This is a genomic window from Streptomyces sp. NPDC059452 (genome assembly GCF_042750035.1).
Classification (GTDB): domain Bacteria; phylum Actinomycetota; class Actinomycetes; order Streptomycetales; family Streptomycetaceae; genus Streptomyces.
Window position 1 is genome coordinate 14139 of the sequence record NZ_JBHYVE010000043.1, and the last position, 26390, is coordinate 40528.

Here is a 26390-nt window from a genome sequence, read left to right on the forward strand (position 1 = left end):
TCCGGACGGTTCACCGAACCACCGGCGTCCGGACGGTTCACCAAACCACCGGTGTCCGGACGGGGCACGAAACCACCGCCGCCCAGGCCGTTCACGAGACCACCGACAGGACCGTCACCACGGTCACCGTGGAGATCGCCGCCTGGAGATTGCGGATCGCCTCCCGCACGCTCACGCCCACCCAGTGCCCCTCGGCGACCTCCGCCATGCGCGGGGCCACCTGCTTCTTCGGCAGGCCGGGGAAGGTCTGCGGATGCATGCCCGTGGCGTGCAGCAGCGCGATCAGTGCGCTGCTGCGGACGTCCGGCTCGGCCCCGTGCAGCACCACGGCGGCCAGCCGGGCGCGCAGCTCCCGCTCGACGGAGCCGTCGGCCTCCGGATAGCGGCGTACGGGGAAGACGCCGAGGGCCCGGTGGCGCTCCTCGGTCACCAGGCCACGGGCGCAGAGGCTGTCCACGACGTCCTGTGAGCCCTTGGCGTGGTCCCGGGCCAGCCAGTCGGTCACCTTGCGGCTGCTGGAGGCCCCGTGGACCCACCGCGCCAGCCGGTCGAGCCGCCCGTCCAGCAGGGTGTCCCCGGTCGGGGACGGGTCGAAGACCTCGACGCGGCCGCTCTTCACCGTGACCCGGCCCGCCATGACCAGCTCCAGCAGCATGCCCGCGGCCACGCCCCAGCGCGCCGCCGACTCCCCCTTCGCCGCGCCGGTCGCGTCGTCCAGCGACAACAGCATGATCTCTTCGCCCAGCGAGACGGCCATGGTCAGGCTCCCCGATTCTCTTCGTCCTGGTCGGACAGACGTGGAGAACCCTTCCCGGGTTGCCCAGGAGATGAGTCTGCCGCTCAGGAAGGGCCCGCCGCCGCGAACGCGCCGCGCGCCAGCCGGTGCAGCAGCGCGGCGGTGGCCTCGCGGCCGGGGCGGGCCTCCGGGCGGGCCAGGTGCGGGGTGGAGTTCAGCAGGCCGAAGACGGCGTGCACGGTGACGCGGGCCTCGTTCTCGGGGAGGCCGGGGTAGAGGGCGCGTACGACCCCGACCCAGACCTCCACGTACTCGCGCTGGAGCCGGCGCACCCGCTTGCGGTCCGTGTCGCGCAGCCGGTCCAGCTCGCGGTCGTGGAGGGTGATGAGGGGGCGGTCGTCGAGGGCGAAGTCGATGTGGCCCTCGATGAGCGCGTCCAGAAGCGCCTCCGGGGAGCCGCCGCCCCGCTCGGCGTCCTCCGAGACCCGCAGGCGGCCGCCGTCGAGGAGCCGCTCGCTGATGCCCACCAGCAGCTCGGCGAGCATCGCGTCCTTGCCGGGGAAGTGGCGGTAGAGGCCGGGGCCGCTGATACCGACCGCGGCGCCTATCTCGTCGACGCCGACACCGTGGAAGCCGCGCTCGGCGAACAGGCGTGCGGCCTCCCGCAGGATCTGCTCACGGCGGGTGGGGGCCGCGACGCGGGCGGCGGCATGGGTGCTCATGAGGATTCATTCTAGACAGGGTCGTTAGCGCTCGTTAACCTGAGGGAAACGCGTTAACGGTCATTAACACCACTGACATGATCGCGGTACGGGCAAGGGGGCTCGACACGATGGAGCAGGCACCGGTCCTGGCGAGCGCGGCCGATCCCGCCTCGGAGGCCTGGCAGGCCAACGAGGCGGCGCATCACGCGCTCTCCGACGAGCTGGCGGCACGGCTCGCCACGGCACGGCTGGGCGGGGGTGAGAAGGCGCGGGCCCGCCACGAGGCGCGCGGCAAGCTGCTCCCCCGGGACCGGGTGGACACCCTCCTCGACCCGGGTTCGCCGTTCCTGGAGCTGGCCCCGCTGGCGGCGGACGGGATGTACGGGGACCAGGCCCCGGCCGCGGGCGTGATCGCGGGGATCGGGCGGGTCTCGGGCCGGGAGTGCGTGGTCGTCGCCAATGACGCGACCGTCAAGGGCGGCACGTACTACCCGATGACCGTGAAGAAGCACCTGCGCGCCCAGGAAGTGGCCCTGGAGAACCGTCTCCCCTGCCTCTACCTGGTCGACTCGGGCGGCGCCTTCCTCCCGATGCAGGACGAGGTCTTCCCCGACCGGGACCACTTCGGGCGGATCTTCTACAACCAGGCCCGGATGTCGGCGGCGGGCATTCCGCAGATCGCGGCGGTGCTGGGCTCCTGCACGGCGGGCGGGGCGTACGTCCCGGCGATGAGCGACGAGGCCGTGATCGTCCGTAACCAGGGCACGATCTTCCTCGGCGGCCCGCCGCTGGTGAAGGCCGCGACCGGTGAGGTCGTCACGGCGGAGGAGCTGGGCGGCGGCGAGGTCCACTCCCGGATCTCCGGCGTCACCGACCACCTGGCCGAGGACGACGCACACGCGCTGCGCATCGTCCGCAACATCGTCGCGACCCTCCCGGACCGCGCCCCGCTCCCCTGGTCGGTCGAACCGGCCGAGGAGCCGAAGGTGGACCCGGCTGGTCTGTACGGGGCGGTGCCCGTGGACTCGCGCACGCCGTACGACGTACGCGAGGTGATCGCCCGGATCGTGGACGGCTCCCGCTTCCAGGAGTTCAAGGCGGAGTACGGTACGACGCTGATCACCGGCTTCGCCCGGATCCACGGCCACCCTGTCGGCATCGTCGCGAACAACGGCATCCTGTTCGCCGAGTCGGCCCAGAAGGGCGCGCACTTCATCGAGCTGTGCGACCAGCGCGGCATCCCGCTCGTCTTCCTCCAGAACGTCTCCGGCTTCATGGTCGGCAAGGACTACGAGCACGGCGGCATCGCCAAGCACGGCGCCAAGATGGTCACGGCGGTCGCCACCACCCGCGTCCCGAAACTGACGGTCGTGGTCGGCGGTTCGTACGGGGCGGGCAACTACTCCATGTGCGGCCGGGCGTACAGCCCCCGCTTCCTGTGGATGTGGCCCAACGCCAAGATCTCCGTGATGGGCGGCGAGCAGGCGGCCTCCGTCCTGGCCACCGTCAAGCGCGACCAGCTCGGCGACGACTGGAGCGCCGAGGACGAAGAAACGTTCAAGGCCCCGATCCGCGCCCAGTACGAGACCCAGGGCAACGCGTACTACGCCACCGCCCGGCTCTGGGACGACGGCGTGATCGACCCCGTGGACACCCGGCAGGTGCTGGGCCTCGCCCTCACGGCCTGCGCCAACGCCCCGCTGCCCCAGAAGGACCCGGCCGGTCCCGGCTTCGGCGTCTTCCGGATGTGAGGAACAGATGACGACGATGTTCGACACCGTGCTGGTCGCCAACCGCGGCGAGATCGCCGTCCGGGTGATCCGGACCCTGCGCGAGCTGGGGGTGCGCTCGGTCGCGGTCTTCAGCGACGCGGACGCCGACGCCCGGCACGTACGGGAGGCGGACACGGCGGTACGGATCGGCCCGCCGCCGGCGTCCGAGAGCTACCTGAACGTGCCCGCGCTCCTCGAAGCGGCCCGCCGGACGGGAGCGCAGGCGGTCCACCCCGGCTACGGATTCCTCGCGGAGAACGCGGAGTTCGCTGCCGCCTGCACGGAAGCGGGCCTGGTCTTCATCGGCCCGCCCGCCTCCGCGATCTCGCTCATGGGCGACAAGATCCGGGCCAAGGAGACGGTCGCGGCATACGGGGTCCCGGTGGTCCCCGGCTCCTCCGGCAGCGGCCTCACCGACGCCCAACTGGAGGAAGCCGCAAGGGAGATCGGCACACCGGTTCTCCTGAAGCCCTCCGCCGGGGGTGGCGGCAAGGGCATGCGCCTGGTCCGTGACGCGGCGGTGCTGGCGGAGGAGATCGCGGCGGCCAGGCGCGAGGCGCGCGCCTCCTTCGGCGACGACACCCTCCTCGTCGAGCGGTGGATCGACCGCCCGCGCCACATCGAGATCCAGGTGCTGGCCGACGCCCACGGCAACGTGGTGCACCTGGGCGAGCGCGAGTGCTCGCTCCAGCGCCGCCACCAGAAGATCATCGAGGAGGCTCCGAGCGTCCTGCTGGACGAGGCGCCCCGGGCGGCGATGGGCGAGGCAGCGGTCCAGGCGGCGCGCAGTTGCGGCTATGTCGGCGCGGGGACGGTGGAGTTCATCGTCCCGGGCAACGACCCGGCCTCGTACTACTTCATGGAGATGAACACCCGCCTCCAGGTCGAGCACCCGGTCACCGAGCTGATCACCGGCCTGGACCTGGTGGAGTGGCAGCTGCGGGTGGCGTCGGGCGAGCAACTCCCGTACGCGCAGCAGGACATCACCCTGACCGGCTGGGCGATCGAGGCAAGGCTCTGCGCCGAGGACCCCTCCCGCGGCTTCCTGCCCTCCGGCGGTACGGTGCTGGCGCTGCGCGAGCCGCAGGGCGGCGGGGTGCGGACGGATTCGGGGCTCAGCGAGGGCGTGCCGGTGGGCAGCCTGTACGACCCGATGCTGTCGAAGGTCATCGCGTACGGCCCCGACCGCGCGACCGCGATCCGCAAACTGCGGGCGGCCCTGGCGGACACGGTGACCCTGGGCGTCCCGACCAACGCGGGCTTCCTGCGCCGCCTGCTGGCCCACCCGGACGTGGTCTCGGGCAACCTCGACACGGGGCTGGTGGAGCGCGAGGCGGAGGGCCTGGTGCCGGACGGCGTACCGGACGAGGTGTACGCGGCGGCCGCAGCGGTCCGCCTCGACGCCCTGGCGCCCCGGCCGGACGCGGGGGGCTGGACGGACCCGTTCTCGGTGCCGAGCGGGTGGCGGACGGGGGGTGTGCGGGCCCCCCTGCTCTTTCCCTTGCGAGTAGGGGGACTTGAACCCGTTACTCAGAGCACCCCGGCCTCCGCGACGGTGACGGCCGACCGGGTCACGGTCGAACTCCACGGCCTCACGCACCACTTCCACCGCTCCGGCGACTGGCTGGGCCGGGACGGCGACACCTGGCACGTCCAGGACCACGACCCGGTGGAGGCGTCCCTGAGCGGGGCGGGCCGATCCGGGGCGGACACGCTGGCGGCGCCGATGCCGGGCACGGTCACGGTGGTGAAGGTGGCCGTCGGGGACGAGGTCGAGGCAGGTCAGAGCCTGCTCGTGGTGGAGGCGATGAAGATGGAACACGTGATCTCGGCCCCGCACGCGGGGACGGTCACCGAGCTGGATGTCACGGCGGGCGCGACGGTGGCGATGGACCAGATCCTGGCGGTAGTGGCTCCGTTCACCGACGGGGAGGAGGCGTCATGAGCGCACAGGGTCTCCCCATGAAGGTCCCGGCACCGGGTCTCCCTTCCCGGGTCCGCATCCACGAAGTAGGCGCCCGGGACGGCCTCCAGAACGAGAAGGAGACGGTCCCGACGGAGGTGAAGGCGGAGTTCATCCGCCGCCTGGCGGTGGCGGGCCTGACCACGATCGAGGCGACGAGCTTCGTCCACCCGAAGTGGGTGCCCCAACTGGCGGACGCGGAGGCGCTGTTCCCGCTCCTCGGCGAGGTCGCGGACATCGGCGACGTAACGCTCCCCGTCCTGGTCCCGAACGAACGCGGACTGGACCGGGCGCTGGCGCTCGGGGCCCGGTCCATCGCGGTGTTCGGCTCGGCGACGGAGACGTTCGCGGCCCGGAACCTGAACCGCACGGTCGACGAGTCGCTGGCGATGTTCGAGCCGGTGGTGGCCCGGGCGAAGACGGAGGGCCTGCACGTCCGCGGGTACCTGTCGATGTGCTTCGGGGACCCGTGGGAAGGCGCGGTGCCGGTCGCCCAAGTGGTGAAGGTGGCCAAGGCCCTGATGGACCTGGGCTGCGACGAGCTGTCGCTGGGCGACACGATCGGGGTGGCGACGCCGGGCCACGTAACGGCGTTGCTGACGGCCCTGAACGATTCCGCCGTCCCCACCGCATCGATCGGCGTCCACTTCCACGACACGTACGGCCAGGCGCTCTCCAACACCCTGGCGGCGCTCCAGCACGGCGTGAGCACCATCGACGCCTCGGCGGGCGGCCTGGGCGGCTGCCCGTACGCGAAGAGCGCCACGGGCAACCTGGCCACCGAGGACCTGGTCTGGATGCTCGACGGCCTCGGCATCGAAACGGGCGTCGACCTGGACGCCTTGACCGCCACCAGCATCTGGCTGGCCGACCACCTGGGACGACCGAGCCCATCCCGCACGGTCCGCGCCCTGACCTCTCCCCCTTCTTCCTCTCCCACAAGGAGTGAGTGACCCCATGTCCCTGGACCACCGGCTGACCGCCGAACACGAGGAACTGCGCCGTACGGTCGAGGAGTTCGCGCACGATGTGGTCGCACCGAAGATCGGCGACTTCTACGAGCGCCATGAATTCCCGTACGAGATCGTGCGCGAGATGGGACGGATGGGCCTGTTCGGGCTGCCGTTCCCGCAGGAGTACGGCGGCATGGGCGGCGACTACCTCGCGCTCGGGATCGCCCTGGAGGAACTGGCCCGGGTGGACTCCTCGGTGGCGATCACCCTGGAGGCCGGGGTGTCGCTGGGAGCGATGCCGCTGCACCTCTTCGGTACGGAGGAGCAGAAGCGGCGGTGGCTGCCGAAGCTCTGCTCGGGCGAGGCGCTGGGCGCGTTCGGCCTGACCGAGCCGGACGGCGGCTCGGACGCGGGCGGCACGCGGACGACGGCGGTGCTGGACGAGGCGACCAACGAGTGGGTGATCAACGGCTCGAAGTGCTTCATCACCAACTCCGGTACGGACATCACCGACTTGGTGACGGTCACAGCGGTGACGGGCCGCAAGGAGGACGGCCGCCCCCGGATCTCCGCGATCATCGTCCCCTCCGGCACCCCCGGCTTCACGGTCGCGGCCCCGTACTCCAAGGTCGGCTGGAACGCCTCGGACACCCGCGAGCTCTCCTTCGCCGACGTCCGCGTCCCGGCGGCGAACCTCCTCGGCGAGGAAGGCCGGGGCTACGCCCAGTTCCTGCGCATCCTGGACGAGGGCCGGGTGGCGATCTCGGCCCTGGCCACGGGTCTGGCGCAGGGCTGCGTGGACGAGTCGGTGAAGTACGCGGCCGAGCGCCACGCGTTCGGCAAGCCGATCGGCGCGAACCAGGCGATCCAGTTCAAGATCGCCGACATGGAGATGCGCGCCCACATGTCCCGCATCGGCTGGCGCGACGCGGCCTCCCGCCTGGTGGCGGGCGAACCGTTCAAGAAGCAGGCGGCGATCGCGAAGCTGTACTCCTCCACGGTCGCGGTGGACAACGCCCGCGAGGCCACCCAGATCCACGGCGGCTACGGCTTCATGAACGAGTACCCGGTGGCGCGGATGTGGCGCGACTCGAAGATCCTGGAGATCGGCGAGGGGACGAGCGAGGTCCAGCGCATGCTGATCGCAAGGGAGTTGGGCCTCCCGACGACCTGACCCTGTTTTGAAGCTCTGACCGCCGCCTGATGCTCCGACTGCCGCCCCGGCCGCCGTGGATCGTTCCACGGCGGCCGGGGCGGTCGCGTCAGCCGGGGATCACTCCTCCCTCTCCGGCGGTACGAGGGGACAACGGTCGAGTTCGCCATCGGTGTGCACGCAGCATCAAGATTCCGGTGGACGTACGACTTCGCGGTGCCGGACTCGGCGCTCACGGAAGGCGAGGCACCATGATCTCCGCGCAGTTCTGGGCGGACGCCCGGCAGCTGTGGGACCACCACCTCATGCACCACACCACCCGCCCCTGCTCGATCATCGTGGGGCTGGGCAGGCATGACCTCGGCGTGGCCGACACCTGCGCGGGGTTCTCCCTCCGGGGCCTGGCTCCGATCGTGGTGTTCACCGGCGCGACCAGCCCCACCACCCGGGACCGGATGCCTCGATCAGGGGTTCATGATCGAGCAACCCGTCCCGGATGAGGTCGCGGCCGCGTACGAGCGGCTGTATGTGGGCCGGGTTCACGAATCGGCTGATCCCGTAGGGCCCGGGGGCCGGGCCCCGACCACGGCCCACTTGCTCTCAGCGCCTCGCATGGCGGATCTTCAGCCGCCCGTACCCCATCGCCCCCGAGAAACGGATCGTCGGCCCGCCGGGCCCAGAAGGCCGCCGCGGCTTGTAGCGCAGGTCCTTCCACTCGGTGCTCAGGCCCTCGACCTCGACGGTCGCGTCGCGCGGCACCGTGATCCGTGCTCCACCGGTGCCGAGTTGCAGCTCGATGTCGACGACCGGGTGCTCGAAGACCGCTCGGGACAGATCCAGCCGCACCCGCCCGAAGGCGGACTCGACCTTCAGGAAGCGGGGCACCCGCCACGCTCCCCGACGCTGTATCCGTCCGCCGGCCGCGGCGATCGTCGATGTGGTGTCCGGCTTCTCCGCCGGGAGGGCGCCCAGAACCGACGCGAGCTCGCCGTGGTGTGTGGCGGCCAGCACCTGGCCGAGGCGCTCGTCCATCTCCTGGTGGGTGATGGCCTCCTCGGCGTACGCCTCACGCAGGCGCCGCACCGCGCCCTCCCGAGCCTCTTCGTCCAGCAGCGGCCCGGTATTCGCTTGAGGAGAGGTCACCACTTCACCCTATCCGCCAAGCCGCCCCCGTGGACATGCACGAGAACGCATGCCTCAGGAAACGGCCGCGTCCACGTCCTGTCGGCTGTCGTACTCCGCCCGGGCCTTCGCGATCTCCTGCTGGTGGCCCTCGGTCCAGTCGACGAGGGACTGGATCGTCGTGTGCAGGGTCGCGCCCATCGGGGTGAGCGCGTACTCCACGCGGGGCGGGACGACCGGGTAGACCGTACGGCGCACCAAGCCGTCGCGTTCGAGCTGGCGCAGGGTCACCGTCAGCATGCGCTGGCTGATGCCGTCGATCAGGCGGCGCAGCTCGGAGAAGCGCAGGGTCCGGCGCTCCAGGTGCGCTATGGCGAGCAGCGACCACTTGTCGGCTACGCGGTCGAGGATCTGCCGCACCTCGCAGCCCTCGCGGGTGTCCCACTGGAGGACGTCGTAGTCCTGCTCGACGCCGCTGCCACCGCAGCAACTCGGTGACTTCAAAGTGCCTTCTCCCATACCTGCCAACAGTGCCGCATACTGCGGTCGGTTACAAGCGGGAACCGACCTGCTTTCTCGTAACTCTCTTGTGAGGGATGGCGGTTGGAAGGTCCGCGCGGTGACGTGGGGGCGAAATCCGTTCGACGGCCCGGTCGGTCGTTCGGCAGATTCTCTGTTATGAACCAGCGTTACTGGCCCCTCCACGGGCTCCGCATCCGCACCCCCCGCCTCGAACTGCGCCTGCCCGACGAACGGCTCCTGGACGAGCTGGCGTCGGTCGCCGCCGCCGGGGTGCACGCACCGGACCGGATGCCGTTCACCTTTCCGTGGACCGACGGTGAGCCCGATGACGTCGGCCGGGCCGTGTTCCAGCACGTGCTGGGCACCGTCGCCGGGTGGTCGGTCCGGGAGTGGACGCTCTCCCTCGCCGTGCTGCACGAGGGCGAGGTCGTGGGGCGGCAGGATCTGATGGGGCGGGAGTTCGGCGTGCGGCGGGAGGTGATGACCGGGTCCTGGCTCGGTCTCGTCCATCAGGGGCAGGGCATCGGGACGGAGATGCGGGCCGCCGCCCTCCATCTGGCCTTCGACGGGCTCGGCGCCCGGTACGCCGTCTCCGATGCGATGACGGACAACCTGCGCTCGCTCGGCGTCTCGCGGCGGCTCGGGTACGCCCCGGACGGCCTCCACGTGGAGGTGGTGCGCGGGGCTCCCGTCACCTTGCGGCGGCTGCGGCTGGACCGGGCCGGGTGGGAGGCGCACCGGAACGTCGACGTCAGCGTGGAGGGGCTCGACGCCTGCCGGGCCGACTTCGGGGTGTAGGCCCCCGCACCCGGGGAGCGAGGGTCCTGTTTCGGGCGTGGTGGGGGCGGGCGTCATCGTGGGCAGGTGCCGTGGGAGCGGGGCCGTGGAGGCCCATTCCCGTCGCACGTCAGGGCCGACACCGCTGATTCCGGCCCCACGACACCGTGACCGTCTAGCAAGGTTAGGCTAACCTTCCTTCGGACTGCCCCCGCCGGAGCCGGGCCCGTCCGTCCGCCGCTCCTGGCCTGCCCCGGAGGAGCCCTCGTTGACGACGACTGCCGCCGTTCCCCATGTCGCCCCGTTCCGGTTCTTCGACCTGACCGTCCTGCGGGTCAGGCGGCTCGGCCCCTCCATGCTCCGGATCACCCTGGGCGGGCCGGGCGCCGAAGGGTTCCGCGCCGGGGGCCGCGACCAGAGCCTGTCCATCTTCCTGCCGCACCCCGGGCAGAGCGAGGCCGTGGTGCCGGAGGGTGAGGACGGGGCCTGGTACCCGAAATGGCGGGCGCTGCCCGAGGACGTACGGGCCGTGATGCGCTCGTACACCGTACGGGCTCAGCGCGCACCGGCCGACGGATCCACCGAGATCGACATCGACTTCGCGCTCCACGGTGACGGCGGCCCCGCCTCCCGCTGGGCGCTCATGGCCGCGTCGGGCGACCGGCTCAAGGTGCTGGGGCCCGCGGTCCGGGACAACACCTCCGTACGCTTCCGGCCGCCGAAGGACACCGACTGGGTGCTGATCTGGGCCGACGAGACGGCCCTGCCCGCCGCCTCCGCCGCGCTGGAGTGGCTGCCGGCGGGGATGCCGGCCCAGGTCTGGCTGGAGGTGCCGAAGACGGAGGACCGGCAGGCGCTCAACACCGCCGCCAAGGCCCGTATCCGCTGGCTCGTCCGGAGCGAGGGGGCCCTGCCCGCCGTGGAGGCCGTCCGCGCCGCCGAACTGCCGGAGGGCACCCCGTACGTCTGGATCGCGGGCGAGTCGTCCGAGGTGCGCGCGCTCCGCCGCCACCTGGTCCAGGAGCGCGGCTTCGACCGCAAGCGGGTGACCTTCGTCGGGTACTGGCGGCGCGGGCTCAGCGAGGAGCAGCTGCGGGCGGAAACGATCGCGCGGGGCGGGGCCATGGAGTAGCCCCTTGGCCGGGGCGGGGTGGTGGAGTGACCCCTGGCTGGGCCGCGGTGGTGGAGTGGCCCCTGGCTGGGCCGCGGTGGCGGAGTGGCCCCTGACCGGGCCGCGGTGGCGGAGTGGCCCCTGACCGGGCCGCGGTCGCGGAGCAGCCCCTCGCCGGGCCGCGGTCGTGGAGTGGCCCCTCGCCGGGTCGGGGCGGTGGAGTGGCCATCCCGATGCCCGGCCGGGGCAGGCCGGGGAGTGGATCCTCTGGTCAGGCCGGACCAGGCCGCGGAGCACCCCCTCGGGCCGGGCCGCCCCGGAGAGTGGACCCCCGGCCGGACCGAGCCACAGAGCACCCCCCGGGCCAGGCCGGACCAAACCGCAGCCCCCAAAAGTTGACCTAAGCGGACAAACCCTGCACCCAACGGGGGCGAGGAACAGCCCGTGATCGAGTTAGGTTAGGCTAACCTCACTTCGACATCGCGCCCCTCGTCCCCCCTTTTCCTGCCCGGAGGGACGCGATGAAGTTCCCCTCACCCGGGAGGACCCCTTCATGCGTTCGCACCTGCTCAACAACACGACTGCGGAGCACTATCGGCGCACCGTCACCGCAGGAGTGGAACGGGTCGCGGCCAAACTCGCAGCCACCGAGCGCCCCTTCAGCGGGGTCGGTGTCGACGAGCTCTCCCCCGTCGTCGACGCGATCGACCTCGACCGGCCGCTGGGCGACGCCGCCGCCGCCCTCGACGAACTCGGCGAGGTCTACCTCCGCGACGCCGTCTACTTCCACCACCCCCGTTACCTGGGCCACCTCAACTGCCCGGTCGTCATCCCCGCCGTCCTCGGCGAGGCCGTGCTCTCCGCGGTCAACTCCTCGCTGGACACCTGGGACCAGAGCGCGGGCGGCACCCTCATCGAGCGCCGGCTGATCGACTGGACCACCGAGCGGATCGGTCTCGGACCGGCCGCCGACGGCGTCTTCACCAGCGGCGGTTCGCAGTCCAACCTCCAGGCCCTGCTGCTGGCCCGCGAGGAGGCGAAGGTCCGGCCCGAGCACTACACGCGGCTGCGGATCTTCACCTCCGAGTGCAGCCACTTCAGCGTGCAGAAGTCCGCCAAACTGCTCGGCCTCGGGCCGGACGCGGTGGTCTCCGTCCCCGTCGACAGCAACAAGCGCATGCAGACCGTGGCCCTCGCCCGCGCCCTTGAGCAGTGCGTCGCCGAGGGTGGCGTGCCCATGGCCGTCGTCGCGACCGCCGGCACCACGGACTTCGGCTCCATCGACCCGCTGCCCGAGATCGCCGCGCTCTGCGAGCAGTTCGCCACCTGGATGCATGTCGACGCCGCGTACGGCTGCGGGCTGCTGGCCTCCGTCCAGCGCCGGGGTCTCCTCGAAGGCATCGCGCACGCCGACTCCGTGACCGTCGACTACCACAAGTCCTTCTTCCAGCCCGTGAGTTCCTCGGCCCTGCTGGTCCGCGACCGGGCGACCCTGCGCCACGCCACGTACCACGCGGAGTATCTGAACCCGCGCCGGATGGCCGAGGAGCGGATACCCAACCAGGTCGACAAGTCCCTCCAGACGACCCGCCGGTTCGACGCGCTCAAGCTGTGGATGACGCTGCGCGTCATGGGCGCCGACGGCATCGGTGAGCTGTTCGACGAGGTCTGCGACCTGGCCGCCGAGGGGTGGAAGCTGCTCGCCGCCGACCCGCGCTTCGATGTCGTGGTGCAGCCGCAGCTCTCCACGCTCGTCTTCCGCCACATCCCGTCCCGGGTCACCTCCCCGGGCGACATCGACCGCGCCAACCTCTATGCCCGCAAGGCCCTGTTCGCCTCCGGCGAGGCCATCGTCGCAGGCACCAAGGTCGGCGACCGGCAGTACCTGAAGTTCACCCTCCTCAACCCCGAAACGACCGTGGCCGACATCGCCGCGGTCCTCGACCTGATCTCCGGCCACGCCGAGCAGTACCTGGGAGACTCCCTTGACCGCGCTTCCTGACCCCCACGACTTCATCGGGATCGGGCTCGGCCCGTTCAATCTCGGACTGGCCTGCCTGACCGAGCCGATCGACGAACTGAACGGTGTCTTCCTGGAGTCCAAGCCGGACTTCGAGTGGCACTCCGGGATGTTCCTCGAAGGGGCCCATCTCCAGACGCCGTTCCTGTCGGACCTGGTCACCATGGCCGACCCGACCTCGCCGTACTCGTTCCTCAACTACCTCAAAGAACGCGGCAGGCTCTACTCGTTCTACATCCGGGAGAACTTCTACCCGCTGCGGACCGAGTACAACGACTACTGCCGCTGGGCCGCCGCCAAACTGAGCAGCATCCGGTTCAACGAGACCGTGGAGGCGGTGACGTACGACGAGGGCGAGGCGCTCTACACCGTGACCACCGCCGCCGGGACCGTCCTGCGCTCCCGCCATCTGGTCCTCGGCACCGGGACCCCGCCGTACATCCCCGAGGCGTGCCAGGGCCTCGGCGGGGACTTCCTGCACAACTCCCGTTATCTGGCCGGGAAAGCCAAGCTCCAGAAGAAGAAGTCCATCACCCTGGTCGGCAGCGGGCAGAGCGCGGCGGAGATCTACTACGACCTGCTCTCCGAGATCGACACATACGGCTACCGGCTCAACTGGGTGACGCGCTCGCCGCGTTTCTTCCCGCTGGAGTACACCAAGCTCACGCTGGAGATGACCTCTCCGGAGTACATCGACTACTTCCACGCGCTGCCCGAGGAGACCCGCTACCGGCTGGAGTCCGGGCAGAAGGGGCTGTTCAAGGGCATCGACGGGGAGCTGATCGACGCGATCTTCGACCTGCTCTACCAGAAGAACCTGCCCGGCCCCGTGCCGACCCGGCTGCTCACCAACTCCGCTCTGCTGAGTGCTCGTTACGACGAGGAGGGCGGCGCGTACAGCCTGGGGCTGCGCCAGGAGGAGCAGGGCAAGGAGTACGAGCTCACCACCGAGGGGCTCATCCTCGCCACCGGCTACCGCTACGAGGCGCCCGCTTTCCTGGACCCCGTCCGGGAGCGGCTGCGCCACGACAGCCGGGGCCGCTTCGACGTGGCCCGCAACTACAGCATCGACACCACCGGGCGCGGGATCTTCCTGCAGAACGCCGGAGTTCACACCCACTCGATCACCTCGCCCGACCTGGGCATGGGTGCCTACCGCAACGCGTACATCATCGGCGAACTGCTCGGCCGTGAGTACTACCCGGTCGAGAAGTCCATCGCCTTCCAGGAGTTCGCGATATGAGCCGCCCCGACAGCGGAAAAACCCCGGGAAAACTCGGCACGTTCACCGTCCGGCCGCTCGACCCCCTCGCCGACGCCGAGCTCGTGCACGGCTGGGTGACCCACCCCAAAGCCGCCTTCTGGCTGATGGGCGGGGCCCAACTCCAGGACGTGGAGCGGGAGTACATGGCGATCGCCGCCCACGCGCACCACGACGCGTTCATCGGCCTCCACGACGGTGAGCCCGCCTTCCTGATCGAGCGGTACGACCCCACCGAGGTCGAGCTGAAGGGGCTGTACGAGGCGGAGCCCGGCGACATCGGGATGCACTTCCTGGTCGCACCGACCGACACCCCGGTGCACGGCTTCACCCGCGCCGTGATCACCGCCGTGATGCGTTTCCTCTTCGCCGACCCGTCGGTGCGCCGGGTCGTCGTCGAGCCCGATGTCACCAACAGCGCCGTGCAGGCCCTCAACAAGGCCGTCGGCTTCGAGGTGTTGCGGGAGATCACCAAACCGGAGAAGAACGCACTGCTCAGCGCCTGCACCCGCGAGCAGTTCGAAGCAGCAACCGGAGGAACCGACCGATGACGACCGCCCTCACCGACAGCGTCGCCCACCTCTCCCCGGGCCGCTGGGCCACCGCAAACCGACTGCTGGTCCGCAAAGCACTGGCAGAATTCAGCCACGAACGACTTCTGGCCCCCGTTCCGCTCGGCGAGGACCGCTACACCCTCCGTAGCGACGACGCGGGAACGGAGTACCGTTTCACCGCACGCCTCTTCGCTCTGGACCACTGGCAGATCGAGGCCGAGTCGATCACGCGCCACCGGCACGGGGCCGAAGTCCCGCTGGACGCGCTGGAGTTCTTCATCGAGCTGCGGACCGCGCTCGGGCTGGCCGAGGACATCCTGCCGGTCTACCTGGAGGAGGTCTCCTCCACCCTGGCCGGAACCGCGTACAAACTCACCAAGGAACCGGCCACCTCCGGCCAGCTCGTCGCCGCCGGTTTCCAGGCCATCGAGACCGGGATGACCGAGGGCCACCCCTGTTTCGTGGCCAACAACGGCCGGATCGGTTTCGGGGTCGACGAGTACCGTGCGTACGCCCCCGAGACCGCCTCCCCGATCCGGCTGGTGTGGCTGGCCGCCCGCCGCGACCGGGCGACCTTCACGGCGGGCGCCGGACTGGACTACGACACGCTGGTCGAAGGCGAGTTGAGCGAGGAGACCCGGGAGCGGTTCGCCGCCACCCTGCGCTCGCTGGGCCTGGACCCGGACGCGTACTTCCTGCTGCCCGTCCACCCCTGGCAGTGGTGGAACAAGCTCGCCGTCACCTTCGCGGGCGAGCTGGCCGAACGCCACCTCGTGGTGCTCGGGGAGGGCGAGGACACCTACCTGGCCCAGCAGTCGATCCGTACCTTCTTCAACACCGACCACCCCGAGAAGCACTACGTCAAGACGGCTCTGTCCGTCCTGAACATGGGCTTCATGCGCGGGCTCTCCGCCGCCTACATGGAGGCCACGCCCGCCATCAACGACTGGCTGGCCGGGCTCATCGAGCGCGACAGCCTGCTGAGCGGCGCCCGGTTCTCGATCATCCGGGAGCGGGCCGCGATCGGCTACCACCACCGGTCGTACGAGGCGGCCACCGCCAAGGGCTCCCCCTACCTGAAGATGCTGGCCGCCCTCTGGCGCGAGAGCCCCGTCGCGGGTCTGGAGCCGGGCGAGCGGGTCGCCACCATGGCCTCCCTCGTCCACACCGACCACGAGGGCCGCTCGGTGGCCGCCGCGCTGATCGAGGAGTCCGGCCTCGACCCCCAGGTGTGGCTGCGGCACTACCTGGACGCCTATCTGGTGCCGGTACTGCACAGCTTCTACGCCTACGACCTGGTCTACATGCCGCACGGCGAGAACGTGATCCTGGTCGTGGAGGACGGGGTCGTCACCCGCACGATCTTCAAGGACATCGCCGAGGAGATCGCGGTCATGGACCCGGACGCGGTGCTGCCGCCGAAGGTCGACCGCATCCGGGCCGAGGTCCCCGAGGACATGAAGCTGCTGTCGGTCTTCACCGATGTCTTCGACTGCTTCTTCCGCTTCCTGGGCGCGGGCCTGGCCACCGAAGGGGTCCTGGACGAGGACACCTTCTGGCGGACGGTCGCCGCATGCGTACGTGACTACCAGGAGTCGGTGCCGTATCTCGCGGAGAAGTTCGAGCAGTACGACCTGTTCGCACCGGAGTTCGCGCTCTCCTGCCTCAACCGCCTCCAGCTGCGCGACAACCAGCAGATGGTCGACCTCAACGACCCTGCGGGCGCGCTCCAGTTGGTGGGACGGCTGAAGAACCCGATCGCGAAGTTCTGAGCGGTCCGCACAGACCGGTGAGCGCCCGGGGACGGTCCCCCGGGCGCTCACCCCTGCCCTGATCAGCTCCAGGGCACCTGCGGGGAGCGGTAGAAGTCGATCCCCAGCGCGGTCAGCCGGGGTCCCTGGGCGGCCAGTCGCAGTCTGTACGTGTCCCAGTCGCGGGCCTCCGCCGGTGACCAGCCGATCTCGGCGGCGCCCAGCAGCCGCGGGAAGGCCATCTGCTCGATCTCCGTGCTGTCGGTCAGCGTCTCGGTCCAGATCGGCGCCTCGATCCCGAGGACGGCCTCCTGCGGGGCCCCCTCCAGATAGGTCGCCGGGTCCCAGTCGTAGGAGCGCCGGACCTCGACCAGACCGGCCCAGCGCAGGCCCAGCTCGGTGTCCTCGGTGTACTTCATGTCGAGGTAGATCCGGTCGGCCGGGGAGAGCACGAGCCCGGTGCCGTTCTTCGCCGCGTCGGCCACCTGCCCGCGCTCGGCGGGGCCCGTACGGTCGTACCCCCAGTACTGCGCCACCGCGCCCTTCACCGGCTCGGCGGCGGTCAGCTGGTGCCAGCCCATCACCGTCTTGCCGTACTTCCCGACGACCGCCTGGGCCTTCGCCATGAACGCCACGTAGTCCTCGTCGCTGGTGGCGTCCGCCTCGTCGCCCCCGATGTGGAGGTACTTCCCCGGGGTGAGCGCCGCCACCTCGCGCAGCACGTCGTCCACGAAGTCGTACGTCACCGGCTTGGACACACAGAGCGAGCTGAAGCCGACGGTGGTGCCGGTGTAGAGCGGCGGGGCGACCCCGTCGCAGTTCAGCTCGGCGTAGGAGGCGAGGGCGGCGTTGGTGTGGCCCGGCAGATCGATCTCCGGGACGACCTCCAGATAGCGGGAGGCGGCGTACCGGACGATCTCGCGGTACTGCTCCTTCGTGTAGTACCCGCCGGGGCCGCCGCCGACCTCGGTGGAGCCGCCGTGGGTGGCCAGCCGGGGCCAGGAGTCGATGGCGATGCGCCACCCCTGGTCGTCGGAGAGGTGCAGGTGGAGCTTGTTGACCTTGTACAGGGCGAGCTGGTCGATGTACCGCTTGACCGCCTCGACCGGGAAGAAGTGGCGCGAGACGTCCAGCATCGCGCCCCGGTAGCCGTAGCGCGGCGCGTCCGTGATCGTGCCGCCCGCGACCTTCCAGGGCCCCTCCTGGCGGCTGTCGGCCTCCACCCGGTCCGGGAGGAGCTGGCGCAGGGTCTGGACGCCGTGGAAGAGCCCGGCCGGGGCGCGGGCGGTGATGGTGAGCGCGGCGGGGGTGGAGTGCAGCCGGTACCCCTCCTCGCCCAGGGACCGGTCCGGGGAGCCCAGCTCCAGCCGGATGCCGCCGGGGCCGGGGCGGTCGGTGACGGGGAGCGCGTAGCCGGTGGCGGGGCGCAGGAGCTCCGACAGGTACGTTCCGATCCGCCGCACCTCGTCGGAGACGGAGCCGGAGCTGGAGACGGAGCTGGTGCCAGAGCCGGAGCCGTGGCCGGAGCCGTCGGCCACCCTGATCGGGGTCGTGGAGGTGATGGCGTACGGGGAACCGCCCGGCACCACCTCGGCGGGGACGGGCACGAGCTGCCCGAGGGGCCGGGGCGCGGAGGCTTCCGTTCCGGGCCGGGCGGGGACCGCGCCCGCGGAGGAGAACCCGAGCGCCACGACGATCAGCAGGGTGCCGAGCAGTCGGGGAAGGGTTCCGTGCCGGGCGGTACGCCGCTGTCGCGGTGACCGCCGCCATGACTCTCGCTGTCGCACAAGCCTGTCCCTTCGACGGGTCCTGCCTGTGGAGCCGGGTCGCCCCCCGGAGCCGGCTGGCAGAATCGTGGGTATGGCAGAAATCATCCAGCGTGACGGAACGTGGACGTTCGACGGGGAGACGGTACGCATCGTACCGGGAGGCAAGGCCCACCCGGTCCGGCTGACGCTGGGTGAACTGTCCGTCCCCATACAGGCTTTGGCGGGCATCTCGTTCGAGCCGGAGCGCAAGGGCGGCCGGTTGCGGCTCCGGCTGCGCGGGGGCGCCTGCCCGGTCCTTCAGGCCGCCGACGGACGCCTCAAGAACGGGGCCGACCCGTACGTCCTGGCCGTGGAGAAGGACCGCACGGGGGTGGCGGAGTACTTCGTCGACGAGGTCCGCAACGCGCTGCTGATCGAGCAGGTCCCCGACGGCCCGGTGGACCGCTTCCTGCTGCCGGGGCCCGCGCTGCCGGTCTCCGGCGGGGGCGGCGACGGTACGGCGTCCTTCGACGGCGAGACCGTCCGGCTCACCTGGAACTGGAAGGCCGAGGAGGCCAAGACCGCGAGCGGCCCGGCGACCCTGCCGCTGGCGCGGGTGGCGGGGGTGCGGTGGCTGCCGTCGATCGGCATGGAGAACGGTTACCTGCGGTTCGAGCCGGTGGAGGGGCCGGTCTCGACCCCGCCGGCGTACGACCCGTACTCCCTGGACCTGTGGGGGCTGTCGAAGAAGGAGTACACAGCGGTCGTGGTCGCGGCGGCGGTGCTGGCCCGGCTGCCGCAGGTCCGTACGGCCGTGGACGCGCCCGCCGGGCCCCCGGCCCTCACCAAGGCGCCCGAGCCCGCGCCCACGCCCGCACCCGCCGCCGTACCGCCCGCCGACGATCACGACGCCCTGCTGAGGCGGCTGCGGGAGCTGGGCGAGCTGCACCGGGCCGGGGTCCTCACCGACGAGGAGTTCAGCACGGCGAAGCAGGCGATCCTGAGCCGCATGTGAGCCGGGGACCTGGGCCGCATGTGAGCCGGGGACCTGGGCCGCATGTGAGCCGGGGACCTGGGCCGTACGGGACCTGACGGCCCTGGGTCGTACGGGACCTGGGCGGCCTTGGGCCGTACGAGACCTGACGACCCTGGGCCGCATCTGACCGGTGCGGGACCCTCGTATGGCCCGCACATGGCCCCCGTATGACCCGCTCGGGCCACTTTTCGAGCCCCCGCTGCCCGAAATCGGGCAGATTTCTTGCGTAAGAGCGCCCCGGCACGCAATATCGACGGGTGCTTGAACGCCGCTCGTCGCACGACGACCTCATCGACCACCTCGTCCGCTCCACCGCGCTCCAGCGCGGCGAGGCGGCCCGGGTGGTCCTCGACGTGCTGGCGTACTTCGACGAGGGCACCGACGACTTCGTCCGGCGCCGCCACCGCGAACTGCAGTCCGGCGGCCTGGTCAACACGGAGATCTTCGAGCGGATCGCGGCCGAGCTGCCGCACCGCGCCGTGGCGCCGCCGGAGCTCTCGCTCCGCCAGCTGCGCCGCATCGTCTACGGCTGATCCGGCCGCGGCGGATCACCGGGCGCCTGTGCGGGGCGCCGAGCGCATACATGTACGTGTACGTCGAGGAGGGGCAGAGAACTCATGTGCGGAATCGTCGGATATATCGGCAAGCGTGATGTGGCACCGCTGCTGCTGGAGGGGCTGCAGCGGCTGGAGTACCGGGGGTACGACTCCGCGGGCATCGTCATCACCAGCAAGACGGCGGCGGGCAAGCCCGGCACGCTGAAGATGGTCAAGGCCAAGGGCCGGGTCCGCGAGCTGGAGGCCAAGGTCCCCAAGCGGTTCGCCGGGACCACCGGTATCGCGCACACCCGCTGGGCCACCCACGGCGCCCCGAGCGACGAGAACGCCCACCCCCACCTGGACGCGGAGAACAAGGTCGCCGTCGTCCACAACGGGATCATCGACAACGCCTCCGAGCTGCGCGCCAAGCTGATCGCCGACGGCATCGTCTTCCTCTCCGAGACCGACACCGAGGTGCTGACCCACCTGATCGCCCGCGCCCAGGCCGACACCCTGGAGGAGCGGGTCCGCGAGGCGCTGCGCTCGGTCGAGGGCACGTACGGCATCGCCGTCCTGCACTCCGACTTCAACGACCGCATCGTGGTCGCGCGCAACGGCTCCCCCGTCGTCCTCGGCATCGGCGAGAAGGAGATGTTCGTCGCCTCCGACGTCGCCGCCCTGGTCGCCCACACCCGCCAGGTCGTCACGCTCGGCGACGGCGAGATGGCCACCCTGAAGGCCGACGACTTCCGTACGTACACGACGGAGGGCTCGACCACGACGGCCACGCCGACCACCGTGGAGTGGGAGGCCGAGTCGTACGACATGGGCGGCCACGACACGTACATGCACAAGGAGATCTCCGAGCAGGCCGACGCCGTGGACCGCGCGCTGCGCGGCCGGATCGACGATCGGTTCTCCACCGTGCACCTGGGCGGCCTCAACCTGGACGCCCGCGAGGCGCGCGGGGTGCGCCGGATCAAGATCCTCGGCTGCGGCACCTCGTACCACGCGGGCCAGATCGGCGCCCAGCTGATCGAGGAGCTGGCCCGCATCCCCGCCGACGCCGAGCCGGCCTCCGAGTTCCGCTACCGCAACCCGGTCGTGGACCCCGACACCCTGTACGTGGCGGTCTCCCAGTCGGGCGAGACGTACGACGTGCTGGCCGCCGTCCAGGAGCTGAAGCGCAAGGGCGCCCGGGTGCTGGGCGTGGTCAATGTGGTGGGCTCGGCCATCGCCCGGGAGGCCGACGGCGGTATGTACGTGCACGCGGGCCCGGAGGTCTGCGTCGTCTCCACCAAGTGCTTCACCAACACGGTGGTCGCCTTCGCACTGTTCGCGCTGCACCTGGGCCGCATCCGTGACCTGTCGGTCGCCGACGGCAAGCGGATCATCGACGGGCTGCGCCGGCTGCCGGAGCAGATCAGCGAGATCCTGGCGGGCGAGGACGAGATCAAGCGGCTGGCGGCGGAGTACGCGGACGCCCGGTCGATGATGTTCATCGGCCGGGTGCGCGGCTACCCGGTGGCCCGTGAGGCCTCCCTGAAGCTCAAGGAGATCTCGTACATCCACGCGGAGGCCTACCCGGCCTCCGAGCTGAAGCACGGCCCGCTCGCGCTGATCGAGCCCGCGATGCCGACCGTGGCGATCGTGCCGGACGACGAGCTGCTGGAGAAGAACCGGGCCGCGATGGAGGAGATCAAGGCGCGCAGCGGCCGCATCCTCGCCGTGGCGCACCAGGCCCAGGAGAAGGCCGACCACACCATCGTCGTACCGAAGAACGAGAACGAGCTGGACCCGATCCTGATGGGCATCCCGCTCCAGCTCTTCGCGTACCACACGGCCCTCGCGATGGGCCGGGACATCGACAAGCCGCGCAACCTGGCGAAGTCGGTCACGGTCGAGTAGCGATCGGTACGCCGTAGATACGTACCGTACGTACGTGAGTGGGCCCCGCACCGTCGCGATGACGGTGCGGGGCCCAACTCATCGTACGGGGCCCAACTCATCGCGTGGCGGGCCCTTCTGGCGGCCCCTCAGGGGATGACGACGACCGGGCGCTGGGCGCGGCGGGCGAGGCGGCCCGCGACCGAGCCGAAGATGCGGCCGACGATGCCGTGCGTGGAGCCGACGACGATGGCGTCGGCGGAGTACTCGCGGCCGACCTCCTCCAGTTCGTGGCAGATGTCGCCGCCGCGCTCCACCAGCACCCAGGGCACGTCGGAGAGATAGTCCGCGCAGGCCAGCTCCAGGCCGAGGACCTCGGTGCGGTGGTCGGGGACATCGACGAAGACGGGGGGTTCGCACCCCGCCCAGACCGTCGTGGGGAGCCGGTTGGCGACGTGCACGATGATCAGGCCCGAGCCCGACCTGCCGGCCATGCCGATCGCGTAGGCGAGGGCCCGCTCGCTGGAGGTGGAGCCGTCGAAACCGACCACGACTCCGTGCCGGAAGGCGGGATCGCACGCATGGCGTGCTTCTTCGACCGTCCGCGGCTCCGACCGGGGGTCGGCTACCTGCTTGCGGTCTGCGGGTTCAGGGATTTCGTGACCGGCCATCGGTGTCTCGGCGAAGAGAGTCCTCGTGAGGAGGGAGCGGTTTCGAGCGGTGCATCGGCTGCGTCGGCGGAGGTGCATCGGTCAGGGATGCGTCAGCGGGTGGCGAGCTCTGTCCGGGAATCATCTTCCCAACCCCATACCCACCAGGATACGACGCCACTCCCCCACTGCCCAGACCCCCGCAAAAGCACGCGTGACGCTGGAGGGAGCATGCCCGAGGCTGCCCGGTATGGCAATGCCGGTTGTGTCGTACACGGGCCTCGGGCGGGCCGGATGAGGGTGATCGCCCCGTTTTCCACGGTACCCGGCGACCCCGCGGCCCCCCGGACGATCACACCCGGCAGGCGGCCTCCGTTGGCCACACCTCCGCCGGACGGTCACCCCGGTCGACGATGCTGCGACGAGCCCGCCCCGACACCCGACCGTATCGGCGGTTCTCGGTCCCCGCCGACCACCCGGTCGGTAATCGGACCGCCCCCGACTCCGCGTCCGGCCGCGCACCGACGGACCGTCACCTGCCGACCCGGCGGTCCGAACCCGCCACGCCCCGCGCGGCCGGGAGAGCGCACCGGCGCAGCCGCCGAGCGGTAGTTGTGCGCCCGGCGTGACCGGAAGCAGCGCACACAACCGATAGTTTTCAGCCAACTTCATATACCGGCCGAACCCTTCCCGGAATGGCCGGACAACCCACCTCCCGCCAGGCAGGAAGAGACCGAGCGGTACGCTTTCACCCGACGCGGACGGGCCACGTTGGCGAAGGGCACTTCCCTGTGCGCTTCGCGGGTGAAACGCTTCGTGATCGAACGCTTCACGCCACGTTTCCTTATCGACATAGCGCCGGTGGGGGAAGGTGTCACGGCAGGACCACGCGACGCAGTAGATTCGATCTTGAAAATCGGGGACTGGGGAAACGTGCGAAACCGAGGGGAAACGTGCAGGAGCGGCAGGCCCGTAAGGACCAGGGAGACGCGAACACCGAGGGGGGCTTAGCGTCATGAGCCAGGACTCCGCCACCGCGACGGAGGCCGCACGCAAGCTGACCGGGCGGCGACGCCGGGAAGTCGTTGCCGTGCTGCTCTTCAGCGGCGGCCCTATCTTCGAGAGCTCCATCCCGCTCTCCGTTTTCGGAATCGACCGGCAGGACGCGGGAGTTCCCCGCTACCGCCTGCTGGTCTGTGGTGGTGAGGACGGACCACTCCGCACCACCGGCGGGCTCGAACTGACCACGCCGTACGGCCTGGAGGCGATCAGCAGGGCAGGCACCGTGGTGGTGCCCGCCTGGCGGTCGATCACCTCCCCGCCGCCGGCCGAGGCACTGGACGCGCTGCGGCGCGCCCATGAGGAGGGTGCCCGGATCGTCGGGCTGTGCACGGGAGCCTTCGTGCTCGCGGCGGCCGGACTGCTGGACGGCCGGCCGGCCACCACGCACTGGATGTACGCGCCGACGCTGGCCAAGCGCTATCCGTCGGTGCACGTCGATCCGCGCGAACTCTTCGTGGACGACGGCGATGTGCTGACCTCCGCCGGTACGGCCGCCGGTATCGATCTCTGCCTCCATATAGTCCGCACCGACCACGGCACGGAGGCGGCGGGCGCGCTCGCCCGCAGGCTCGTCGTGCCGCCGCGGCGCAGTGGCGGGCAGGAGCGCTACCTGGACAGGTCTTTACCGGAAGAGATCGGCTCCGACCCGCTCGCCGAGGTCGTGGCCTGGGCGCTGGAGCATCTGCACGAGCAGTTCGACGTGGAGACGCTCGCGGCGCGCGCCTACATGAGCAGGCGGACCTTCGACCGCAGGTTCCGCTCGCTCACGGGGAGCGCACCGCTCCAGTGGCTGATCACCCAGCGGGTGCTTCAGGCACAGCGGCTGCTGGAGACCTCCGACTACTCGGTCGACGAGGTCGCCGGCCGCTGCGGCTTCCGCTCACCGGTCGCGCTGCGCGGGCACTTCCGCCGCCAGCTCGGCTCCTCCCCCGCCGCGTACCGGGCCGCCTACCGGGCCCGCCGTCCGCAGGGGGTGGCGGAGAGCGCCGCGACGGTGCTGGAGACGGTCGTGCCCAGCCAGGGCTCGCCGTCCGGCCGCAGGGGCGCTCCGGTGCCCTCGGCGGCGGTCTCCGTGGCGGCGGGCGGCTCCCCGGAGCCGTTCCCGCCGGGTCCTGACGCGTACGTTCCCGGGCGCCCGGCCCTGCCGGGACAGCGGAGCGCCCCGTAGGGTGGGGCGCATGAACGACCGCATGGTGTGGATCGACTGCGAGATGACCGGGCTCTCGTTGACGGACGACGCACTCATCGAGGTGGCCGCCCTGGTCACCGACTCGGAGCTGAACGTGCTCGGCGAAGGGGTGGACATCGTGATCCGCCCGCCGGACGCGGCCCTGGAGACCATGCCCGAGGTGGTGCGGCAGATGCACACCACCTCGGGTCTCCTCGACGAGCTGGCCGGGGGAACCACCCTGGCCGACGCCGAGGAGCAGGTCCTGGCGTACGTACGCGAGCATGTGAAGGAGCCGGGCAAGGCCCCGCTCTGCGGAAACTCGGTCTCCACCGACCGCGGCTTCCTGGCGCGGGACATGCGGGAACTGGAGGGCTACCTCCACTACCGGATCGTGGATGTGTCCTCGGTCAAGGAGCTGGCCCGCCGCTGGTACCCGCGGGCGTATTTCAACAGCCCCGACAAGAGCGGCAACCACCGGGCGCTGGCGGACATCCGTGAATCCATCGCGGAGCTGCGCTACTACCGGGAAGCGGTCTTCGTCCCGCAGCCCGGCCCGGACTCCGAGCGCGCCAAGGAGATCGCGGCGCGCCATGTGGTCCCGGCCACACCGTAGAAACCCGCTGGTCACGGGCGTGCGAGCGCCCGTGGCCCGGCCCGGGGAAACGGGGGAGCGAGCACCCTCCCGGACCCTGTACACTTTTTCTCGGCCGGTCGGAAACGACCGGGCGACATGGTGGGTATAGCTCAGCTGGCAGAGCACCTGGTTGTGGTCCAGGATGTCGCGGGTTCAAGTCCCGTTACTCACCCTGATGGAAGGGCCCCGGTCTTTGGACCGGGGCCCTTCTTCGTACCGTGACCTCTTTTGGTGCGGCCGGGACTCAGAACGTGACGTCGGAGCAGGCGTAGAAGGCGTTGCCCGTGTTCGAGATGGTCCAGACGCCGAGGATCAGGTGCTTGCCCGACTTCTGCGGCAGGACACCGGCATGGCTGACGGTCGACTCCGGCAGCCGGCCGCCGAACGGCACCGTGAGGAAGGGCTGCGGCTCCAGGTCGGCACGGGTGAGCTGCTTCCTCGGGTCGTAGCCGTCCTTGGTGACGTAGTACCGGAAGTCGGTCGTGGCGTGCCGCACGGTGATCCGCCAGCGGAACGTGTGGCTCTGCCCGCCCCGTACGGCGGAGGCGGGCCAGGCCCCGCCGCGCGGGTCGTCCAGCTCGGCGAACCGCTGATTGCCTCCGGAGCAGATCAGCCCGTCCCGGGGACCGCCCGCCGGGAACCCCTTGGGGCCCTCGACGCTCTGCGGCTCCCACTGGATCTGCCCGCAGTTACGGACGGTCCCGTTGCCGCAGAGCTGCTGCCGGCTGACGGGCGAATCGGCGTAGCCATGGCTCTGGGCACTGCCGGAGGTGGCCAACAGGGAGACCCCGGCGACGCCGAGGCCGAGGAGTAAGGCGGTGATCTTTCTGCGCATGCGGTGCTCCTGGGGTGAGGGGGGTGGAGCTTGCGGGCGGATGGATCGGACGGACCAGGTAGATCGAATGGATCAGGTGGATCGGATGGATCAGGTGGATCGGATGGATCAGGTGGATCGGATGGATCAGGTGGATCGGATGGATCAGGTGGATCAGGTGGATCGGATGGCTGGACCGGGCGGCGGCTCGCCACGCTTGGTCTAGACCAAGAAGAGGCTAATCCCGGCTTCATGGTCATGTCCATACCAATGACAGGGGCGGCGCTCTGCGGGCCCGGGCTCACAGGGGGCGCAAACGAGCAGGTCGGGCCCCGGGCCCGGCCCGGGGGCCACCCGGACGCGGCGGGGCGGCCCTCATCCCCCCCGGTGACCCCGGCGGGGGCGGCGGGGGGGCGGGGGCGCCACCCGGGGGACGCCCAGGGCAAGGAA

At 70.8% G+C, this 26390-nt stretch carries 22 protein-coding genes, 1 tRNA gene and 2 pseudogenes; 18 read left to right on the forward strand and 7 right to left on the reverse strand.

Going from position 1 to position 26390, the window contains the following annotated elements; all coding sequences use genetic code 11:
- Positions 1–91: 91 nt before the first annotated feature.
- A complete protein-coding gene (locus ACFW9Z_RS33890) occupies positions 92–757 on the reverse strand; it encodes a GPP34 family phosphoprotein (RefSeq protein WP_384647048.1) in 666 nt (221 codons plus the stop codon).
- 83 nt (positions 758–840) lie between these two features.
- Positions 841–1458: a TetR/AcrR family transcriptional regulator gene (locus ACFW9Z_RS33895; protein WP_384647050.1), complete on the reverse strand. Its 618-nt coding sequence runs from the start codon at positions 1456–1458 to the stop codon at positions 841–843.
- A gap of 110 nt (positions 1459–1568) precedes the next feature.
- Here ACFW9Z_RS33895 and ACFW9Z_RS33900 point away from each other — a divergent pair, with 110 nt between their 5' ends.
- From ACFW9Z_RS33900 to ACFW9Z_RS33925, 6 genes and pseudogenes are all read left to right on the forward strand, one after another.
- Complete coding sequence (locus ACFW9Z_RS33900; protein ID WP_384647052.1) at positions 1569–3191, forward strand: carboxyl transferase domain-containing protein; 1623 nt, start codon at positions 1569–1571, stop codon at positions 3189–3191.
- A 7-nt stretch (positions 3192–3198) separates the two neighbouring features.
- The gene (locus ACFW9Z_RS33905; RefSeq protein ID WP_384647054.1) at positions 3199–5157 is read left to right on the forward strand and encodes a biotin carboxylase N-terminal domain-containing protein; all 1959 of its coding nucleotides are present in this window, start codon (positions 3199–3201) and stop codon (positions 5155–5157) included.
- Positions 5154–6128, forward strand: a complete 975-nt coding sequence (locus ACFW9Z_RS33910; RefSeq protein WP_384647056.1) for a hydroxymethylglutaryl-CoA lyase — start codon at positions 5154–5156, stop codon at positions 6126–6128. Before ACFW9Z_RS33905 ends, ACFW9Z_RS33910 begins: the two co-directional genes overlap by 4 nt.
- A 4-nt stretch (positions 6129–6132) precedes the next feature.
- Positions 6133–7302 carry an acyl-CoA dehydrogenase family protein gene (locus ACFW9Z_RS33915; protein WP_384647058.1) on the forward strand — a complete coding sequence of 390 codons (1170 nt, stop codon included), beginning with the start codon at positions 6133–6135 and terminating at the stop codon, positions 7300–7302.
- A gap of 123 nt (positions 7303–7425) precedes the next feature.
- Positions 7426–7536: pseudogene (locus ACFW9Z_RS33920) on the forward strand (GntR family transcriptional regulator); the annotation flags it as partial.
- Positions 7533–7763: pseudogene (locus tag ACFW9Z_RS33925) on the forward strand (YdcF family protein); the annotation flags it as partial. The pseudogenes ACFW9Z_RS33920 and ACFW9Z_RS33925, both read left to right, overlap by 4 nt.
- A 118-nt stretch (positions 7764–7881) precedes the next feature.
- Here the strand turns inward: ACFW9Z_RS33925 and ACFW9Z_RS33930 are convergent.
- Entirely contained in the window at positions 7882–8424 is a 543-nt protein-coding gene (locus ACFW9Z_RS33930) for a DUF1707 domain-containing protein (protein WP_384647060.1), read from the reverse strand.
- Positions 8425–8478: 54 nt separating this feature from the next.
- Positions 8479–8922: a winged helix-turn-helix transcriptional regulator gene (locus ACFW9Z_RS33935; protein WP_384647062.1), complete on the reverse strand. Its 444-nt coding sequence runs from the start codon at positions 8920–8922 to the stop codon at positions 8479–8481.
- Between the two features lie 159 nt (positions 8923–9081).
- Between ACFW9Z_RS33935 and ACFW9Z_RS33940 the strand changes: the two genes are divergently transcribed.
- The 6 genes from ACFW9Z_RS33940 (at position 9082) to ACFW9Z_RS33965 (ending at position 16420) form a co-directional block, all read left to right on the forward strand.
- Positions 9082–9723, forward strand: a complete 642-nt coding sequence (locus tag ACFW9Z_RS33940; protein ID WP_384647064.1) for a GNAT family N-acetyltransferase — start codon at positions 9082–9084, stop codon at positions 9721–9723.
- A gap of 247 nt (positions 9724–9970) precedes the next feature.
- Positions 9971–10834, forward strand: a complete 864-nt coding sequence (locus ACFW9Z_RS33945) for a siderophore-interacting protein (RefSeq protein WP_384647066.1) — start codon at positions 9971–9973, stop codon at positions 10832–10834.
- A 532-nt stretch (positions 10835–11366) separates the two neighbouring features.
- On the forward strand, positions 11367–12815 hold the full coding sequence (locus ACFW9Z_RS33950; RefSeq protein ID WP_384647068.1) for a pyridoxal phosphate-dependent decarboxylase family protein: 1449 nt from the start codon (positions 11367–11369) through the stop codon (positions 12813–12815).
- Entirely contained in the window at positions 12799–14076 is a 1278-nt protein-coding gene (locus ACFW9Z_RS33955) for a lysine N(6)-hydroxylase/L-ornithine N(5)-oxygenase family protein (RefSeq protein ID WP_384647070.1), read from the forward strand. Before ACFW9Z_RS33950 ends, ACFW9Z_RS33955 begins: the two co-directional genes overlap by 17 nt.
- A complete protein-coding gene (locus tag ACFW9Z_RS33960; protein WP_384647072.1) occupies positions 14073–14645 on the forward strand; it encodes a GNAT family N-acetyltransferase in 573 nt (190 codons plus the stop codon). Before ACFW9Z_RS33955 ends, ACFW9Z_RS33960 begins: the two co-directional genes overlap by 4 nt.
- The gene (locus ACFW9Z_RS33965) at positions 14642–16420 is read left to right on the forward strand and encodes an IucA/IucC family protein (RefSeq protein WP_384647074.1); all 1779 of its coding nucleotides are present in this window, start codon (positions 14642–14644) and stop codon (positions 16418–16420) included. The genes ACFW9Z_RS33960 and ACFW9Z_RS33965 overlap by 4 nt, the downstream gene beginning before the upstream one ends.
- A gap of 62 nt (positions 16421–16482) precedes the next feature.
- On the opposite strand, the gene ACFW9Z_RS33970 is transcribed toward ACFW9Z_RS33965, so the two are convergent.
- Positions 16483–18090, reverse strand: a complete 1608-nt coding sequence (locus ACFW9Z_RS33970) for a beta-N-acetylhexosaminidase (RefSeq protein ID WP_384647110.1) — start codon at positions 18088–18090, stop codon at positions 16483–16485.
- Positions 18091–18259: 169 nt separating this feature from the next.
- Between ACFW9Z_RS33970 and ACFW9Z_RS33975 the strand changes: the two genes are divergently transcribed.
- The 3 genes from ACFW9Z_RS33975 to glmS all read left to right on the forward strand — a co-directional run bounded on the left by ACFW9Z_RS33975 (position 18260) and on the right by glmS (position 21630).
- Positions 18260–19162 (forward strand): DUF4429 domain-containing protein, encoded by a 903-nt coding sequence (locus ACFW9Z_RS33975; protein ID WP_384647077.1) that lies wholly within the window; start codon positions 18260–18262, stop codon positions 19160–19162.
- 278 nt (positions 19163–19440) lie between these two features.
- Positions 19441–19716, forward strand: a complete 276-nt coding sequence (locus ACFW9Z_RS33980) for a hypothetical protein (protein WP_384647080.1) — start codon at positions 19441–19443, stop codon at positions 19714–19716.
- Positions 19717–19800: 84 nt separating this feature from the next.
- Positions 19801–21630, forward strand: a complete 1830-nt coding sequence (glmS, locus tag ACFW9Z_RS33985) for a glutamine--fructose-6-phosphate transaminase (isomerizing) (protein ID WP_384647082.1) — start codon at positions 19801–19803, stop codon at positions 21628–21630.
- A 128-nt stretch (positions 21631–21758) separates the two neighbouring features.
- On the opposite strand, the gene ACFW9Z_RS33990 is transcribed toward glmS, so the two are convergent.
- A complete protein-coding gene (locus ACFW9Z_RS33990) occupies positions 21759–22280 on the reverse strand; it encodes a universal stress protein (RefSeq protein WP_366821840.1) in 522 nt (173 codons plus the stop codon).
- 994 nt (positions 22281–23274) lie between these two features.
- On the opposite strand from ACFW9Z_RS33990, the gene ACFW9Z_RS33995 reads away from it, so the two are divergent.
- From ACFW9Z_RS33995 to ACFW9Z_RS34005, 3 genes are all read left to right on the forward strand, one after another.
- Positions 23275–24489 (forward strand): helix-turn-helix domain-containing protein, encoded by a 1215-nt coding sequence (locus tag ACFW9Z_RS33995; RefSeq protein WP_384647085.1) that lies wholly within the window; start codon positions 23275–23277, stop codon positions 24487–24489.
- A 10-nt stretch (positions 24490–24499) separates the two neighbouring features.
- Positions 24500–25105 carry an oligoribonuclease gene (gene orn, locus ACFW9Z_RS34000; RefSeq protein ID WP_311602199.1) on the forward strand — a complete coding sequence of 202 codons (606 nt, stop codon included), beginning with the start codon at positions 24500–24502 and terminating at the stop codon, positions 25103–25105.
- 120 nt (positions 25106–25225) lie between these two features.
- A tRNA-His gene (locus ACFW9Z_RS34005) sits at positions 25226–25298 on the forward strand.
- Positions 25299–25370: 72 nt separating this feature from the next.
- Here the strand turns inward: ACFW9Z_RS34005 and ACFW9Z_RS34010 are convergent.
- Positions 25371–25961, reverse strand: coding sequence for a lytic polysaccharide monooxygenase (locus ACFW9Z_RS34010; RefSeq protein WP_384647088.1), 591 nt, complete (start codon positions 25959–25961; stop codon positions 25371–25373).
- Positions 25962–26390: the final 429 nt, after the last annotated feature.